The sequence below is a fragment of the Actinomadura fibrosa genome, assembly GCF_900659615.1.
Taxonomy (GTDB): domain Bacteria; phylum Actinomycetota; class Actinomycetes; order Streptosporangiales; family Streptosporangiaceae; genus Spirillospora; species Spirillospora fibrosa.
In genome coordinates this window covers 1-14,556 of sequence record NZ_CAACUY010000217.1, presented here as the reverse complement: position 1 = coordinate 14,556, position 14,556 = coordinate 1, and the positions used below count along the sequence as shown (strand labels likewise).

Genomic DNA, 14,556 nt, shown 5'->3' with positions numbered 1-14,556 from the left:
AACGCCGCGCCGAACGCGTCGGCGAGCGGCGCGGCGACCCGCGCCCGGACGGGGGCGGGCAGCGGGCCGAGGGCCCGCGCGCCCACGCCGGGGACCCGCTCGGTGATCCCGTGCTGGAGCGTCACCGCGAGGACGGCCGTGCCGATCGAGGCGCCGAGCCGCTGGACGGTGTTCAGTGCGCTGGTCGCCGCGCCGATCGCGTGCGGCGGCAGCGTCCGGTAGCCCGCCGCCATCGACGGCATGATCGTCGCGCCGAGCCCGAGCCCGATGACGAACAGCGCGGCGGCCAGCACGGCGGTCGGGGTGCCGGCCTCCACCTGCGTGTAGACGGCGGTGCCGAGCAGGCCCAGGACGATCCCGGCGGGGACGACGAGCCCCGCCCCGAACCGGTCGGTGAGCCGCCCGGCGAGCGGCATGGCGGCGGCCGCGCCGAGCGCCTGCGGCGCCAGCAGCAGGCCGGTGGCGAGGGCGCCGTGGCCGCGGACCACCTGCCAGTACAGCGGCAGCAGGACCAGCACGCCGAACAGCGCGACCGCGACGGCGAAGTTGGTGGCCGCCGCGGCGGCGAACCCGCGGTCGCGGAACAGCGCGATGTCGATGAGCGCGCGGGACCCGCGGGCGCGGGCGTGCGGCACGTACAGCAGGACGAGCGCGGTTCCGGCGGCGAGGAACGCCGCGGTGCGCGGCGCCGCGAAGCCGTCCGGGCCGCCCGCCTCGGACATGCCGTAGGCGAAGGCGGTGACGCCGGCGCAGAGCAGGACCAGCCCGCGCAGGTCGAGCCCGGTGCCGGGACGGGGCGCGGAGCCGGGCAGCAGGCGCCGCGCCAGCACGATCGCGGCGGCGCCGACCGGCAGGTTGATCAGGAAGATCCAGCGCCAGCTCGCCGAGGCGAGGATCACCCCGCCGATCACCGGGCCCGCCACCGAGCCGAGCAGCAGCGGCAGCCCGATGAACCCCATCACCCGGCCCATCCGCTCCGGGCCGGCGGCGCGGGCGAGGATGCCCTGCCCGACGGGGACGATGAGGCCGCCGCCGACGCCCTGCACGACCCGGAAGGCGATCAGCCACTCCACCGACCAGGCCGCCGCGGCGAGCGCGGAACCGGCGAGGAACAAAGCCAGGGCCGCGATCCAGACGCGCTTGGCGCCGAACCGGTCGGCCGCCCAGCCGGTCAGCGGGATCACCCCGGCGAAGCCGAGGAGGTAGCCGGTCAGCACCCACTGGATCGTGCCGATCGAGGCGTTCAGGTCCTGCCCGAGCGTCCGGGTCGCGACATTGACGATCGTCGCGTCCAGGATCGACATGACGGTGCCGAGGACCACGGCGGCGCACGCCCCGGCCAGCCGCCGGTCGATGCCGCCGCCGGAATCGGTCTTCCCTGCCTTCGTGGACGTCGTCGCGTGTGCCATGGCGGAACTCCAGATTTGTGAGGGGGGTCAGGCGGGCGTGATGTTGTGGTTGAGGCGGAACAGGTTGTCCGGGTCGTAGGCGCGCTTGATCTGCCGCAGCCTGCGGAGGTTCGCCGGGGTGTAGGCGGTGTGGACCCTGCCGGGATCCGCCAGGAAGTTGAGGAAGGAGCCGCCGGTCGCGTGCGGCTCCAGCGCGGCGGCGGCCTCGGCGGGCCCGTCCACCGCGATCGAGTAGCGGACGTCGCGATGGCCAGCGGGCCCCGCCTCCCGGCCCTGCTCCTCGGCCGCGCGGGCGATCGCGCCGCCCCACAGCCGCACCTCGGCCGCGGCAGCGGGCGCGCCGGGCCGCCCGGCGGCGTCCACGACCGCCTCGACGACCGCGTCGGGCAGATCGCGGAACAGCTCGAACCGCTGCGGTGCGATACCGCCGATCGTGCCGGTCCCGGCGTAGGGCATCGTGCGGAGGCCGTCGTGCAGCGGACGCCCGGCGGCCCGCACCAGGGGGCGCAGCGCGCGTTCGGCGTCGCCCGCGTCCCCTGTGTGGACGGCGCGGACGGCGAGGACCGGGACGCCCGGCGCCACGCCGGTGCCCGCCGGCGCCTCGCGCATGACCAGCACCGACACCGCCAGCTCGTCCGGCAGGTCCGCGGCGACCTCGCGGAACCGGGCGAGCACGGCGGCGGCGCGGCCAGCGGGGAAGTACATCGTGCCGCCGTGCACCCGCTCGACCGGGTGCAGGCGGAACTCCAGCGAGGTCACCACGCCGAAGTTGCCGCCTCCGCCGCGCAGGGCCCAGAACAGATCCCGGTGGCGGCCGGCCGTCGCGGTCACCCGGCGGCCGTCGGCGGTGACGAGGTCGGCGCGCAGCAGGCTGTCGGCGGCGAACCCGTACTTGCGCGACATCCATCCCATCCCGCCGCCGAGCGTGTATCCGGTGACGCCGACCGACGGCGACGACCCGGACAGCGGCGCCAGCCCGAACGGCGCGGCGGCGGCGATGACGTCGCCCCAGCGCGCGCCCGGCCCGACCCGGGCGACGGCCCGGCCGGGATCGACCAGCACCCCCGCCATCCGCGACGTCTTCAGCAGCAGCCCGCCGTCGGCCGGGACGACGGTGCCGTGCCCCGTCGCCTGCACCGCCGGCGTCAGGCCGAGCCGCCGCGCCGCGAGGACCGCGGTCCGCACGTCCTCGGGTCCCGTCGCCTGCACCGCCGGCGTCAGGCCGAGCCGCCGCGCCGCGAGGACCGCGGTCCGCACGTCCTCGGGTCCCGTCGCCTCGGCCACCAGCGCCGGCCGCGGGTCCAGATGGGCGTGCAGTGCGGCCCGGTTCGCGTCGTAGCCATCGTCGCCGGGCACGTGGACCGGCCCGCCGAACCCGCTGAGCGCACCCGCGACCGGGCTCACCCTCGCGCCCGTCGCCGTGCCCGCGGCCGTGCGTCCGTCCGGCGGTGCCGTGCAGGTCGTGATCGTCATCGTTCTGCCTCCGCATGATGCGGAGGTTTTTCCTCCGCTTGATGCCGACGGTAACACCAGGTGGAGGAAAAGTCTCCACTTGTCGCCGTTTTTCTGGAGGGACTTCCTCCGCATGCTGCTATCGTGGAGCCGAGACGCCGAGGAGGCAGCGATGGCACAGGCGCGCACCCGCCCGCTCCGGGCCGACGCCCGCGACAACCGCGAGCGGATCATGGCGGCCGCCCGGGACGCGTTCGTCGCGCAGGGCCCCGGCGCCCCGTTGGAGGAGATCGCCCGCCGGGCGGGCACCGGCATCGCCACGCTCTACCGGCGCTTCCCGGACCGGAGGGCCCTCATCCGGGCCGTCGTCGTGGACGCCCTGCACCGCACCGCCGAGGCCGCTCGCGAGGCCCTGGCCGCCGAGCCGGACGACCCGTTCGCCGCCGTCGTCCGCTACATGCACGCCGCGCTGGACATCCGCACCGGCGCCGTGATCCCCGCGCTGCTGGAGGAGATCCCGTTCGAGGACGAGGAGCTCACCGCCGCGCGCGAGGACGGCGCCGCGGCGCTCCAGGAGATGATCGACCGCGCCCACCGGGCCGGGTCGCTGCGCCCGGACGTCACCTTCGGCGACATCGGGCTGCTGGTCGTCCGGCTGTCCCGCCCGCTGCCCGGCTCGTTCTCCCCGGAGCTGAACGGGCGGCTCGGGCACCGCCACCTCGACCTGCTCGTCAACGGCCTGCGCCCGGCGCCGCACGGCGCCGCGGGCATCGAGGGCCCGGCGCTCGGCCTCGACGACCTCCAGGCGATGTCCCCGGCCCGCCGTCCGGCGCCGGACGACGACGGCCCCGGCGGCACCGACGAGGGCGCCCAAGGGCGCCCCTGAGCCCGCCGCTGGATCCTGCCGCCTGAGCCCCCGCCTCGATCTGCCGCCTCGATCTGTCGCCTGGGCCTGCCGTCTGGGCCTGCCGTCTGGGGCCGCCCTCTGAAACCGCACTGAGCTGGGCGGCGCTCTGTTCCGCGCCGCGGGCGGGAGGGTCAGCCGTCCAGCTCCGCGCGGTCGGGGACCGGCTCGGGCGGCGCCTGCCCCACGTCGCTGATGCGGAACTCCAGGTCGCCGCCCACCGCGTCCACCTCGACGTGGCGGCCCTCCCGCAGCTCGCCGGACAGCAGCAGGTCCGACAGCCGGTCGTCCACCTCGCGCTGGATCGTGCGGCGCAGCGGCCGGGCGCCGAACTCGGGCTGGTGGCCGCGCTCGGCGAGGAGGTCCACCGCGGCGGTCGTGACGTGGACGGTCACGCCCTGCGCGCGCAGCCGGCGGCGCGTCTCGTCGAGCAGCAGGTCGGTGATCCGGCGGAGCTGCTCGGGCTCCAGCCGCCCGAACACGATGATCTCGTCGATGCGGTTGAGGAACTCCGGCCGGAACGATTCGCGCAGCCGCCGCATGACGCGGTCCCGGAGCGCGCCCGCGGCGCCGGAGCCGCCGCTCCCGCCGCCGTCCCCGGCCGTGCCGAAGCCCATCTCGACCTGGCCGGTGATCAGGTCCGAGCCGAGGTTGCTCGTCATGATCACCACGGTGTTGCGGAAGTCGACGGTGCGGCCCTGCGCGTCGGTGAGGCGCCCGTCGTCGAGCAGTTGCAGCAGCACGTTGAAGACGTCGTGGTGCGCCTTCTCGATCTCGTCCAGGAGGATCACCGAGTACGGGCGCCGCCGCACCGCCTCGGTGAGCTGCCCCGCCTCGTCGTAGCCGATGTAGCCGGGCGGGGCGCCCACCAGGCGGCTGACCGTGTGCCGCTCCTGGAACTCGCTCATGTCGAAGCGGACCATGCGGTCGCGGCTGCCGAACAGCGCCTCCGCGAGCGCCTTCGCCAGCTCCGTCTTGCCGACGCCGGTCGGGCCGAGGAACAGGAACCCGCCGATCGGCCGGTCCGGGTCGCCCATCCCGGCGCGGGAGCGCCGGACGGCCCGCGCCACCGCCGCGACCGCGTCCTCCTGGCCGACCACGCGCTCGTGCAGGTGCTCCTCCAGGCGGGTCAGGCGCTCCCGCTCCGCCTCGGTGAGCTGCGTGACCGGCACCCCGCTGATCCGCGACACGACCTCGGCGATGTCCTCGGTGGTGACCTCGGGCACCGTCGCCGGGGCGCCGTCGTCGAGCGCGGCGGCGAGGTCGTCCTCCAGGCGCGCGACCTCGTCGCGCAGCTCGGACGCCTTCTCGTAGTCCTCGTCGGCGACGGCCTGGTCCTTCTCGCGGCGCCGCCGCTCCAGCCGCTCCTCCAGCTCGCGGCGCCCGCCGTCCCGGGTGCCCGCGCGGAGCCGCACGCGGGCGCCCGCCTGGTCGATCAGGTCGATCGCCTTGTCCGGCAGGAACCGGTCGGTGAGGTAGCGGCTCGCGAGGTCGACCGCCGCGACCAGCGCCTCGTCGGTGAACCGCACCTGGTGGTGCGCCTCGTAGCGGTCGCGCAGGCCGCGCAGGATCTCGATGCTGTCGTCGACGCTCGGCTCGGGCACCAGGATCGGCTGGAACCGCCGCTCCAGCGCGGCGTCCTTCTCGATCGTGCGGCGGTACTCGTCGATCGTGGTCGCGCCGACCACGTGCAGCTCGCCGCGGGCCAGCGCCGGCTTCAGCAGGTTGCCCGCGTTGATGCCGCCCTCGGCGCCGCCCGCGCCGACCAGCGTGTGGATCTCGTCGATGAACACGACCAGCTCGTCCGCGTGGTCGCGGATCTCGTCGACGACCTTCTTCAGCCGCTCCTCGAAGTCGCCCCGGTAGCGGGTGCCCGCGATGACGCCGCCGAGGTCGAGCTGGACGAGCCGCTTGCCGTGCAGCGTCCGCGGGACCTCGTCGTCCACGATGCGCTGGGCGAGGCCCTCGGCGATCGCCGTCTTGCCCACGCCGGGGTCGCCGATCAGCACGGGGTTGTTCTTGGTGCGCCGCGACAGCACCTCGACGGTCTGCTCGATCTCCTGCTCCCGGCCGATCACCGGGTCCACGCGCCCCTCCCGGGCGAGCTCGGTCAGGTCGCGGCCGAACTCGTCCAGCGTCGGCGTGCTCGACGGCGGCGGGCCGCCGTTCCCGCCGCCGGGCCCGCTCGGCGGCGGGCCGCCGCCCGCGGCCGACTGGAGCGCGTCCGGCGTGACGTGCGCGGCGTCCAGGATGCGGCCCGCGTTGGAGTCGCGGTCGAGGGCCAGCGCGAACAGCAGGTGCTCGGGGCCGATGTAGGACGAGCCGAGCGCGCGCGACACCTGGTGGGAGTCCAGCAGCGCGCGCTTCGCCGACGGCGTCAGATGGGGCGGGAGGTCGCGCGGCTCCCGCTTGGGGACGGTCGTCGCCAGGTCGTCCTGGATCTTGTCCGGGTCGGCGCCGGCGCGGGCCAGCCACTGCCGCGTCCCCTGCTGCCGGGTCGCCGCCCACAGCAGGTGCTCGGTGTCGAGGTCGGTGCTTCCCCAGCGGGCCGCCTGCGTGGCCGCGTCCCGGACGAGCTCGCGGGCGGGCTCGCTCATCAGCCGCGCGATGCTGATCTGCTCCATCGGACGGCGGTGCGCCCGCGCGCCGAAGAACCGCGCGAGCATCTCCTCGAAGGACTCCCTGCCCTCGGCGCCCTGCCACCCCGATGTCATGTCCGAGATCCCCCCGTGTCGGCATGCCTCCGCGGCCGGCCCGGTGCGGCGCGGCGGCGGATCGCAACGGTCTTGACCTGCCCATCCGCCCGGACCGGAAACGCCTCGGCGGACGTCCAAAATGCCGCGTCTGCCCTGGTAGAGCTGCAAGTCGGTAGCGTGGCGGGATGGCGGACGTCTTCGATGACCTCGACGCGGAGTACCGGAGACTGGACGCGGTCCTGGCGTCCCTGGCGCCGGAGCAGTGGTCCGCGGAGTCCGGGGCGGCCGGCTGGACCGTCGCCGACGTCGTCCTGCACCTCGCGCAGGCCGAGGAGGGGATCGGCGTCCTCGCTCCGGCCGCGGGCGAGGCCGCCGGCGCGGGCGCCGACACGGGCGTCGGCATCGCGGCCGGTGCCTCCGGCGGCGCGGACGGGGTCTTCCTTTCGGCGGCCGACACCATGGACGGCGTCGCCGCGGACATGGTCGCGGCCGAGCGCGGCACGCCGCCCGCGGAGATCCTCGCGCGCTGGCGCGAGGCCGCGTTCGCCACGCCCGGAAGGCTGCGCGCCCAGCCGCCGGGGACGCGCCTGCCCTGGGTGCGGACCTCGCTGTCCCCGCGCACGCTCGCGACGACCCGGCTCGCCGAGCACTGGGCGCACGGCCTGGACATCACCGTCCCGCTGGGCATCGACCACCCCGACACCGCCCGGATCCGCCATATCGCCTGGCTGGGCCACCGCACGTTGCCCTACGCCTTCTCCCTGGACGGGTTGCCGGCCGTCCCGGTCTTCTGCGACCTCACCGGCCCGGACGGGGACCGCTGGACGTTCGGCGACCCGGCCGCCGCGACGCGGATCACCGGTTCGGCGTCCGAGTTCTGCCGCGTGGGCGCCCGCAGGCTCGCCCCGGAGCGGACCGGCCTCGTCGCCGAGGGACCGCAGGCCGCCGACGCGCTGCGCCTCCTCCGCAACTACGCCGCCTGACAGGCGTCGCCAGGGCCTCGCCAGGGCGCCGCCCGGTCCTGCCGTCAGCCGGAGATCGCGCGCATCAGCAGGGGGAACGCCCGGTGCAGCTCCCGCTCCCAGTAGGGCCAGGTGTGCGTGCCCGGGCCGTACAGGTCGGCGGTCAGGTCGAGGTGATGGCGGCGGGCCTTCGCGACGAACGCCGCGTTGGCCTGGCCGAGCGACGCCTCCAGCGCGTCCTGGGGCGTGCCGGGCGCATCGAGCGGGCCGGGCCGGCCGTCGCCCGAGGCGACGAAGAGGCGCACGCCGCGCAGCCTCGGGACGAGGTCGAGGGGGTTGTGGGCGCGCCAGACGGCCGCCTGCTCCACCGGATCGCCGAAGGGCCCGAGGGGGTCGTCGCCGTAGGCGGCGACGAGGTCCATCAGGCCGTCGGCGAAGCCCACGGTGTCGGCGAGGCCGCTGAACGAGGCGGACGCGCGGAACATGCCGGGGTGGCGGGCCGCGTAGGCGAGCGCGCCGAGGCCGCCCATGGACAGCCCGGCGACCGCCCGCCGCGGACCGGCTCCGAGACCGCGCTCGACCAGGGCGCGCAGCTCGGCCAGATGGAACGTCTCCCAGGCGGGCGGGCCGTACCGCCCGCCGTTGTACCAGTCGGTGTACATGCCGTCGGGGCCCGCCTCCGGCATGACGACCATGGCGCGGGAGCGCGCGCTCAGGGCCTCGACGTCGGTGTTCGCCGTCCAGGCCGTCCAACCGGGAATGGCGTCGCAGCATCCGTGCAGGAGGTACAGCACCGGATGGCGGTGGCGCGGCCTGTAGGAGGGCGGGAGCAGGACGCGGGCGTGGCCGTCCCGTCCGAGGGCGGGGGAGGCGATGGTGAGGTCGACCGTCCGGGCGTCGACCCGCTCCGCCTTGGTGATGCGCGCGCCGTCCGGAGCCCGGGGCGATGTGCGCAGAGCGGTGACGGCGACGGCGGCGGGGTCCTGGGCGTGGGCGGGGGGAGCGGCGAGCAGGGTGAGGGTGAGCGCCGAGAGGACGGGCGCGATCGTGAGGAGGCGGTTCACCGGTCTTCTCCCTGGGGGTGGGGGAGCGAGGGCCGCCCGGGGCGGTGGGCGGCCCCCACGGATCAGGCGTTGAAGCACCTGGCGGGGCGGGCGGTGGCGGAGACGCGCCGACTGAGCCGGATGTGATCTGGGTCATATGTTGTGTACGGCAACATATGCACACTCCGAACCGCGTTCAAGACCCATTCCGCAGAGCGGAAACCCCCTCCTCCGGGTGGCGGGCGCGCGACATTGCTGCCACTGGATCTTTGACCAACGTCACGATGGTGTTTATCTTCGTCGTATCGCGCTCCCTGTGATCTGGCTCACTCCCGCACGCTCGCCCCGCCGTGTCCCGGTTCCCTGGTCCGGCGCCGCCTCCTGACACAGCCGTCCCGCTCCCGGAGGTTCGCAGTGGCCCTCTCCTTCCTCGACCAGCGGCACACCGTGGCCCCGCCGGGGTACAACCGCTGGCTCATCCCGCCGGCGGCGCTGGCCGTCCACCTGTGCATCGGCCAGGTGTACGCCACCAGCGTCTACAAGCCCGCGCTCGTCGCGCACTTCGACGTCAGCCTGACCGCGGTCGGCGTCGTGTTCTCGATCGCGATCGTCATGCTCGGCGCGTCCGCGGCCGTCATGGGCACCTGGGTCGACCGGGTCGGGCCGCGGCGGGCGATGTTCACCGCGGCCTGCTTCTGGGCGGCGGGGTTCCTCGTCGGCGCGGTCGGCATCGCCGCCGGGTGGCTCTGGCTCCTCTACCTCGGCTACGGGGTCATCGGCGGGATCGGCCTCGGCATCGGCTACATCTCGCCGGTGTCCACGCTGATCAAGTGGTTCCCGGACCGGCCCGGCCTCGCGACGGGCATGGCGATCATGGGATTCGGCGGCGGCGCGCTGGTCGCCTCGCCGCTGTCGCGGCGGCTGCTGGAGCTCTACGACCCGGACGCCGAGGTCCCGTCCGGCGCGGCGGTCGCCAAGCTGTTCGTGACGCTCGGCGTCGCCTACTTCGCGGTGATGATGCTCGGCGTCTTCAACGTCCGGGTGCCGCCGCCCGGCTGGCGCCCGGCCGGGTTCGCGCCCGCGCCGGAGCGGTCGGGGTCGCTGGTCACGTCCCGCGACGTGTCGGCCGCGTCGGCGCTCGCGACACCGCAGTTCTGGCTGCTCTGGACGGTCCTGCTGTGCAACGTCACCGCCGGGATCGGGATCCTGGAGCAGGCCGGGCCGATGATCAGCGACTTCTTCCGCGGCGACGACGGGAGGACCTCGGTGACGGCGACCGAGGCGGCGGGGTTCGTCGGGCTGCTCTCGATGTTCAACATGGCGGGCCGGTTCGTGTGGTCCTCGACGTCGGACTACGTCGGCCGCAAGCCCGCGTACATGGGCTACCTCGGTATCGGGATGGTCGCCTACGCCCTGCTCGCCTCGGCCGGCGACGCCTCCGTCGCGCTGTTCGTCGCGCTCGCCGCGCTGATCCTCTCGTTCTACGGCGGCGGGTTCGCGACCGTCCCCGCCTACCTGCGCGACCTCTTCGGGACCTACCAGGTCGGCGCCATCCACGGCCGGCTGCTGACCGCCTGGTCGGTGGCGGGCGTCGCCGGCCCGCTCATCGTCAACCGGTTCCTGGACGCCCGGGGCGAGCCGGGCGCGCTCGTGGCCGCCGACTACCGCCCCGCGCTGTTCACGATGGTCGGCGTCCTCGCGGTCGGCTTCGTCGCCAACCTGCTCATCCGCCCGGTCGCCGAACGCCACCACCTCCCGGAGACTGCGTCCCGCGTCCCCAGCCAGGCATCCTGAGCCCCGACCACCGAAAGGCGCACCCATGGCGCACACCGAACCGGCGGGACCCGAACCGGAGGCCGCCGGCTCCGACGTCCCGCGTCTCGTCGTCTCCTGGCTGATCGTGGGCGTCCCGCTCGTCTACGGCGTCGTCGAGACGATCCGGGCCATCCTTCCGCTTTTCGGCGGCTGACCGCCCGCCGGACAGCGGGAGGCGGCCGTATGGTGCAGATCACCCCGGCCTGACATTCCGGTGGCGTGCACTGTACGTTGAGCCGCACCTGTGGCGCGCGAGCCGGAAGGAGTGAGGCGGCATGGCCGACGTCACCATCCCCGTGGGGGACGGGACCCTGCCCGGATACCTCGCGGTGCCGGACGGCGACGGCCCCTGGCCGGGCGTCGTCGTCCTGTTCGAGGCGATGGGCGCCAACGCCGACATGCGCGCCGCGACCGACCGGTTCGCCGAGCACGGCTACCTCGCCGTGCTGCCCGACCTGTACGGCGGGGCGCCGTGGGTGCGGTGCGTGCTGAAGGCGCTGCGCGACATGCGCGCCCAGCGCGGGCCCACCTACGACCACATCGAGGCGACCCGGGCGTGGCTCGCCGGACGTCCCGACTGCACCGGCGCCACGGGCGTGGCGGGTTTCTGCATGGGCGGCGGGTTCGCGCTGGTCGCGGCCGCCCGGTACGGCTTCCAGGCCGCGTCGGCCAACTACGGCATGCTGCCGCGCAGGCCGGAAAAGTCGCTGCGCGGGGCCTGCCCGATCGTCGCGAGCTACGGCGCCGAGGACCGCACCCTGCGCGGGGCCGCGCGCAAGCTCGATCGCGCGCTGACCACCGCCGGGGTGACGCACGACGTCAAGGAGTACCCGGGCACCGGCCACTCCTTCCTCACCGCGTACACGCCGCCCGCCCCGCTCGGGCCCGTCACGCGGATCGCGTTCGGCATCGGCAAGGGACGGGAGAACGCCGCCGACGGCTGGGACCGGATCTTCACGTTCTTCGACGAGCACGTCACCGCGCCGCCGCCGGAGCAGGCGCCGTAGCGGCGGAGCGGGCCCGCGCCGTCAGCGGAGCTGGTCTGCGTTGGCGGCGTGGAGCGCGAGGGAGAACGCGACGGCGCTGTCGACGACCGCGTCCAGGTCGCGGCCGAGCCGCCCGTCCGCCCACTGCTGGGCCAGCTCGGTCATGGCGCCGGTGAACATGGTGGCGGCGATGACGACCGGCAGCGGCGGCCCGTCCGCGCGGCTCATCGCGACGAGGCCGTCCAGCAGCGCCGTCTGCGCGGCCCGGCGCCGCGCCGCGAGGACCTCGTTGCCGCGCGCCTCCACGAACAGGACGCGGCCCCGGCGCGGGTCGTCGCTGATGAACCGCAGCACGGCGCGGATGCCGGCGCGGGTGCGGGCCTCCGGCCCGGCGCCCGCCTCGTCGAGGGCCCTGGCCAGGACCTCGCCGAGCGCGGCGGCCTGCTCGTCGTAGACGGCCGCGAGCAACTCGCCGGTGTCGGCGAAGTTCTCGTAGAAGTAGCGGGTGTGCAGCTCGGCCCCGCGGCACACCGCCCGGACCGTCAGGGCCCCCTCGCCCTCGTCGCCGAACAGCCGGAACGCCGCGCGCACGAGCATGTCGCGCCGCTCGTCCCTGCGCCTGTCGGCGGGAATCCCCGCCCACCGGGTGGAGGCGGCCGTCCGCGCGCTCGTCATGCGAGCACGATACCAAGTCTGGACACGGTCGTACCCAGACGCTTACTCTGGCTACAGCCGTAGCCAGAAGAGGGCGGGAGCGCCGGATGCCATCGAGAGCCAACATCCTCGCGACACGGTTCGAGCGGGCGTTCGACGCCGACATCCGCTCGCGGTTCTTCCGGGGCCTCGACTTCGCGGGCCCGGCGGGCGACCCCGGCTGGTTCGGCCCCGGCAGCGCCGTCTGGTACGTGCACTCCCACCTGCCGACCCTGATCCTCGGCCTGGTCGGCGCCGCCTACATCGAGGGCCTCGACCCCAGCATCAGCTGGATGGGGTACGACCATTCGCGACTCGCCAAGCGCGGGGAGGACGGCGTCCCGACTGGCGAGATCGACCCCGAGGGGGCCGCGGTCCGCCTCGGGCACTCCCTGTCGTTCTTCATCGGCACGGCCTACGGGTCGACCGCGACCGCCGAGCGGCTGGCGCGGACCGTCCGCGCCATGCACCACACGGTGAAGGGCACCCGGCCGGACGGGCTGCCCTACGACGCCGACGACCCCGAGTGGCTGCGCTGGAACTACGCCACCGTGGTCTGGGGCATCGCGACCGCGCACGAGCGCTACCACCGCCGCCCCCTGCGCGGCGACGGCCTGGAGCGCTACTACCGCGAGTTCGTCCGCGTCGGCGAGGCCCTCGGCGGGACGGACCTGCCCGCCACGAAGGCCGAGGTCGCCGACTGCCTGGAGTCCTACCTGCCGCGCCTCGCGCTCACCCCCATCAAGGCGTTCGGGACCGGCCCCAACCTCGAAGGCAACGGCGTCAGGCCGTGGGAGCCGGGCAGCGCCTTCATGGACTGGGCCGCCCGCGACATGCTGCCCGCCTGGGCCCAGAAGCTCGCCCTGTACCGGCGCCCCAACCCGGTCGTGCTCCGGGCGCGCCGCACCGCCCTGTGGGTGGCGCTCAACGCCCTGCACGACGCCACCGGTCCGCTGCCGGAGTTCCGCGAGGCGCGGGCCCGCGTCGCCGGCGGCGCGACGGCGCCGGTCGCCCGCACCGCGCCGGCGGCTCCGGACCCCGTCCTGACCCGCGAGCAGGTCGAGGCCACGGCCTGACCCACGGTCCCTCCAGATGGGCGTTGAACCGTTCGAGGCCACCGGCCGTGGTGAGTGACGAACGAGAAGACGACTCCCCGCAGCGCCCGGCTCCGCGGCGCGCCCGCACGGGCGCCCCGGCCGGTCGTTCCATCTGAGGAGAGTTCCGTGTCCACTCGAATCCGGCCAGGACGGATCCATCGCCGCGCCCTCCGCGTCCTCGGAGGCGCGGCGGCCCTCGCGGTCGTGCCCGGCGTGATCGCCGTGCAGCCCGCGACGGCGTCGCCCTGCTACGGCGACTGCAAGCCGGGCGTCGCCCGCGTCGGCGCGGGCGTGCTGCGCCTCGACGCCCCGGTGGGGCTGAACGACCAGATCACCGTCGCCGGGAGCGGCGGCACCTTCACCATCACCGACCCGGTGGCGACGCTCACCGCGGGCGACGGCTGCACGCTCGTCAACCCGCACCAGGCGCGGTGCACCTCGTCCGACGTCATCACGTACCTGAGGGTGCGCGGGCTGGACGGCGACGACACGATCACCAACGCGACCGGCCTCATCGGCGAGCTCCAGGGCGGCGACGGCAACGACCGCCTCACCGGCGGGACGGCCGCCGACACGCTGGTGGGCGGCTTCGGCGCCGACGTGCTCCAGGGCGGCGGCGGCTCCGACACCGCGTCCTACTCCGACGTGGCGAGCAGGGCGGCGGTGCGGGCCGACCTCGACGGCGCCGCGGGCGACGACGGCGGTCCCGAGGACGGCGCGGCGGGCGCCCGGGACACCATCGCCTCGGACGTCGAGAACCTGGAGGGCACCCTCCAGAGCGACGCCCTGACCGGCAACGCCGGGCCGAACGTCATCTCCTCCGGCAGCGGCGGAGCCGACCGGATCCAGGGCCTCGGCGGCAACGACACCCTGACCGGCACGGGCGGCGGGACGCTGGACGGCGGCGCCGCCACCGACCACTGCACCTCCGACCTGCGGCTGTTCAACTCGCCGCCGGACGCCTTCACCGGCTGCGAGACCACCGAGATCCTGCACTGAGCCGCCCGGCGCCGCACCGGCCGTTCTCGCCTCGGGGGCCGAGAAGGGGCAGCGCACAGCCAAGGGCGTGAGGCGGCCAGGGGCCACCGAGGGGGAAGGGTCCGGCCGGGTACCGCGAACGGTGCCCGGCCGAACCCATGCCTCCAGAACGACGGCCCCCGCGCCTACCGCAAGGTCATCGCGGGCTGAGGCCGAAGCCCCTCGGCGCGGGCCGGGTGGTGTCGCTCGCGAACTCCAGGGAGCGGGTGAAGACCTGCTCCAGTTCGTCGTCCGGGAGGCCGGCCCACAGGTGGTCCGCTCCCGGGACGGCGTGGAACTCGACGGGGGCGCCCGCGTCCCGCAGTGCCGCCGCCAGCCGCTCGCCCTGCCGCACCGGGACGAGGGAGTCCGCGGCGCCGTGCAGGACGAGGAACGGCGGGGCGCCGCCGGTGACGTGCGCGACCGGGCTCGCGTCCCGGGCCCGCGCCGGCGCGTCCGCGAGCGCCGCGCCGATCAGCGCG

At 75.2% G+C, this 14,556-nt stretch carries 13 protein-coding genes; 7 read left to right on the top strand and 6 right to left on the bottom strand.

What is annotated here, in order from left to right; genetic code table 11:
* Positions 1-1,409, bottom strand: a 1,409-nt coding sequence (locus E1300_RS39235) for a DHA2 family efflux MFS transporter permease subunit (protein ID WP_131762211.1), incomplete at its 3' end; no start/stop codon positions are given.
* A gap of 27 nt (positions 1,410-1,436) precedes the next feature.
* The gene (locus E1300_RS39230) at positions 1,437-2,882 is read right to left on the bottom strand and encodes an FAD-binding oxidoreductase (RefSeq protein ID WP_131762209.1); all 1,446 of its coding nucleotides are present in this window, start codon (positions 2,880-2,882) and stop codon (positions 1,437-1,439) included.
* A 151-nt stretch (positions 2,883-3,033) separates the two neighbouring features.
* On the opposite strand from E1300_RS39230, the gene E1300_RS39225 reads away from it, so the two are divergent.
* On the top strand, positions 3,034-3,747 hold the full coding sequence (locus E1300_RS39225; RefSeq protein ID WP_207400210.1) for a TetR/AcrR family transcriptional regulator: 714 nt from the start codon (positions 3,034-3,036) through the stop codon (positions 3,745-3,747).
* A 152-nt stretch (positions 3,748-3,899) separates the two neighbouring features.
* Here E1300_RS39225 and E1300_RS39220 read toward each other — a convergent pair whose 3' ends face one another.
* A complete protein-coding gene (locus tag E1300_RS39220) occupies positions 3,900-6,479 on the bottom strand; it encodes an ATP-dependent Clp protease ATP-binding subunit (protein ID WP_131762206.1) in 2,580 nt (859 codons plus the stop codon).
* A 167-nt stretch (positions 6,480-6,646) separates the two neighbouring features.
* On the opposite strand from E1300_RS39220, the gene E1300_RS39215 reads away from it, so the two are divergent.
* Entirely contained in the window at positions 6,647-7,444 is a 798-nt protein-coding gene (locus tag E1300_RS39215; RefSeq protein WP_131762204.1) for a maleylpyruvate isomerase family mycothiol-dependent enzyme, read from the top strand.
* 44 nt (positions 7,445-7,488) lie between these two features.
* Here the strand turns inward: E1300_RS39215 and E1300_RS39210 are convergent, their stop codons facing one another.
* The gene (locus E1300_RS39210) at positions 7,489-8,487 is read right to left on the bottom strand and encodes an alpha/beta hydrolase (RefSeq protein WP_207400209.1); all 999 of its coding nucleotides are present in this window, start codon (positions 8,485-8,487) and stop codon (positions 7,489-7,491) included.
* A gap of 393 nt (positions 8,488-8,880) precedes the next feature.
* On the opposite strand from E1300_RS39210, the gene E1300_RS39205 reads away from it, so the two are divergent.
* The 3 genes from E1300_RS39205 (at position 8,881) to E1300_RS39200 (ending at position 11,288) form a co-directional block, all read left to right on the top strand.
* Positions 8,881-10,260 (top strand): OFA family MFS transporter, encoded by a 1,380-nt coding sequence (locus E1300_RS39205; protein WP_131762199.1) that lies wholly within the window; start codon positions 8,881-8,883, stop codon positions 10,258-10,260.
* Between the two features lie 25 nt (positions 10,261-10,285).
* Positions 10,286-10,435, top strand: coding sequence for an MFS transporter small subunit (locus E1300_RS50660; RefSeq protein WP_165503193.1), 150 nt, complete (start codon positions 10,286-10,288; stop codon positions 10,433-10,435).
* Between the two features lie 121 nt (positions 10,436-10,556).
* Entirely contained in the window at positions 10,557-11,288 is a 732-nt protein-coding gene (locus E1300_RS39200) for a dienelactone hydrolase family protein (RefSeq protein ID WP_131762197.1), read from the top strand.
* Positions 11,289-11,309: 21 nt separating this feature from the next.
* Here the strand turns inward: E1300_RS39200 and E1300_RS39195 are convergent, their stop codons facing one another.
* Positions 11,310-11,942 carry a TetR/AcrR family transcriptional regulator gene (locus E1300_RS39195; protein ID WP_131762196.1) on the bottom strand — a complete coding sequence of 211 codons (633 nt, stop codon included), beginning with the start codon at positions 11,940-11,942 and terminating at the stop codon, positions 11,310-11,312.
* Positions 11,943-12,028: 86 nt separating this feature from the next.
* On the opposite strand from E1300_RS39195, the gene E1300_RS39190 reads away from it, so the two are divergent.
* Both E1300_RS39190 and E1300_RS39185 read left to right on the top strand, forming a co-directional pair.
* On the top strand, positions 12,029-13,036 hold the full coding sequence (locus E1300_RS39190; RefSeq protein ID WP_131762194.1) for an oxygenase MpaB family protein: 1,008 nt from the start codon (positions 12,029-12,031) through the stop codon (positions 13,034-13,036).
* 147 nt (positions 13,037-13,183) lie between these two features.
* On the top strand, positions 13,184-14,056 hold the full coding sequence (locus E1300_RS39185; protein ID WP_131762192.1) for a calcium-binding protein: 873 nt from the start codon (positions 13,184-13,186) through the stop codon (positions 14,054-14,056).
* Between the two features lie 175 nt (positions 14,057-14,231).
* Here E1300_RS39185 and E1300_RS39180 read toward each other — a convergent pair.
* The coding region (locus E1300_RS39180; protein WP_165503192.1) for an alpha/beta hydrolase family protein at positions 14,232-14,556 on the bottom strand (325 nt) is incomplete at its 5' end.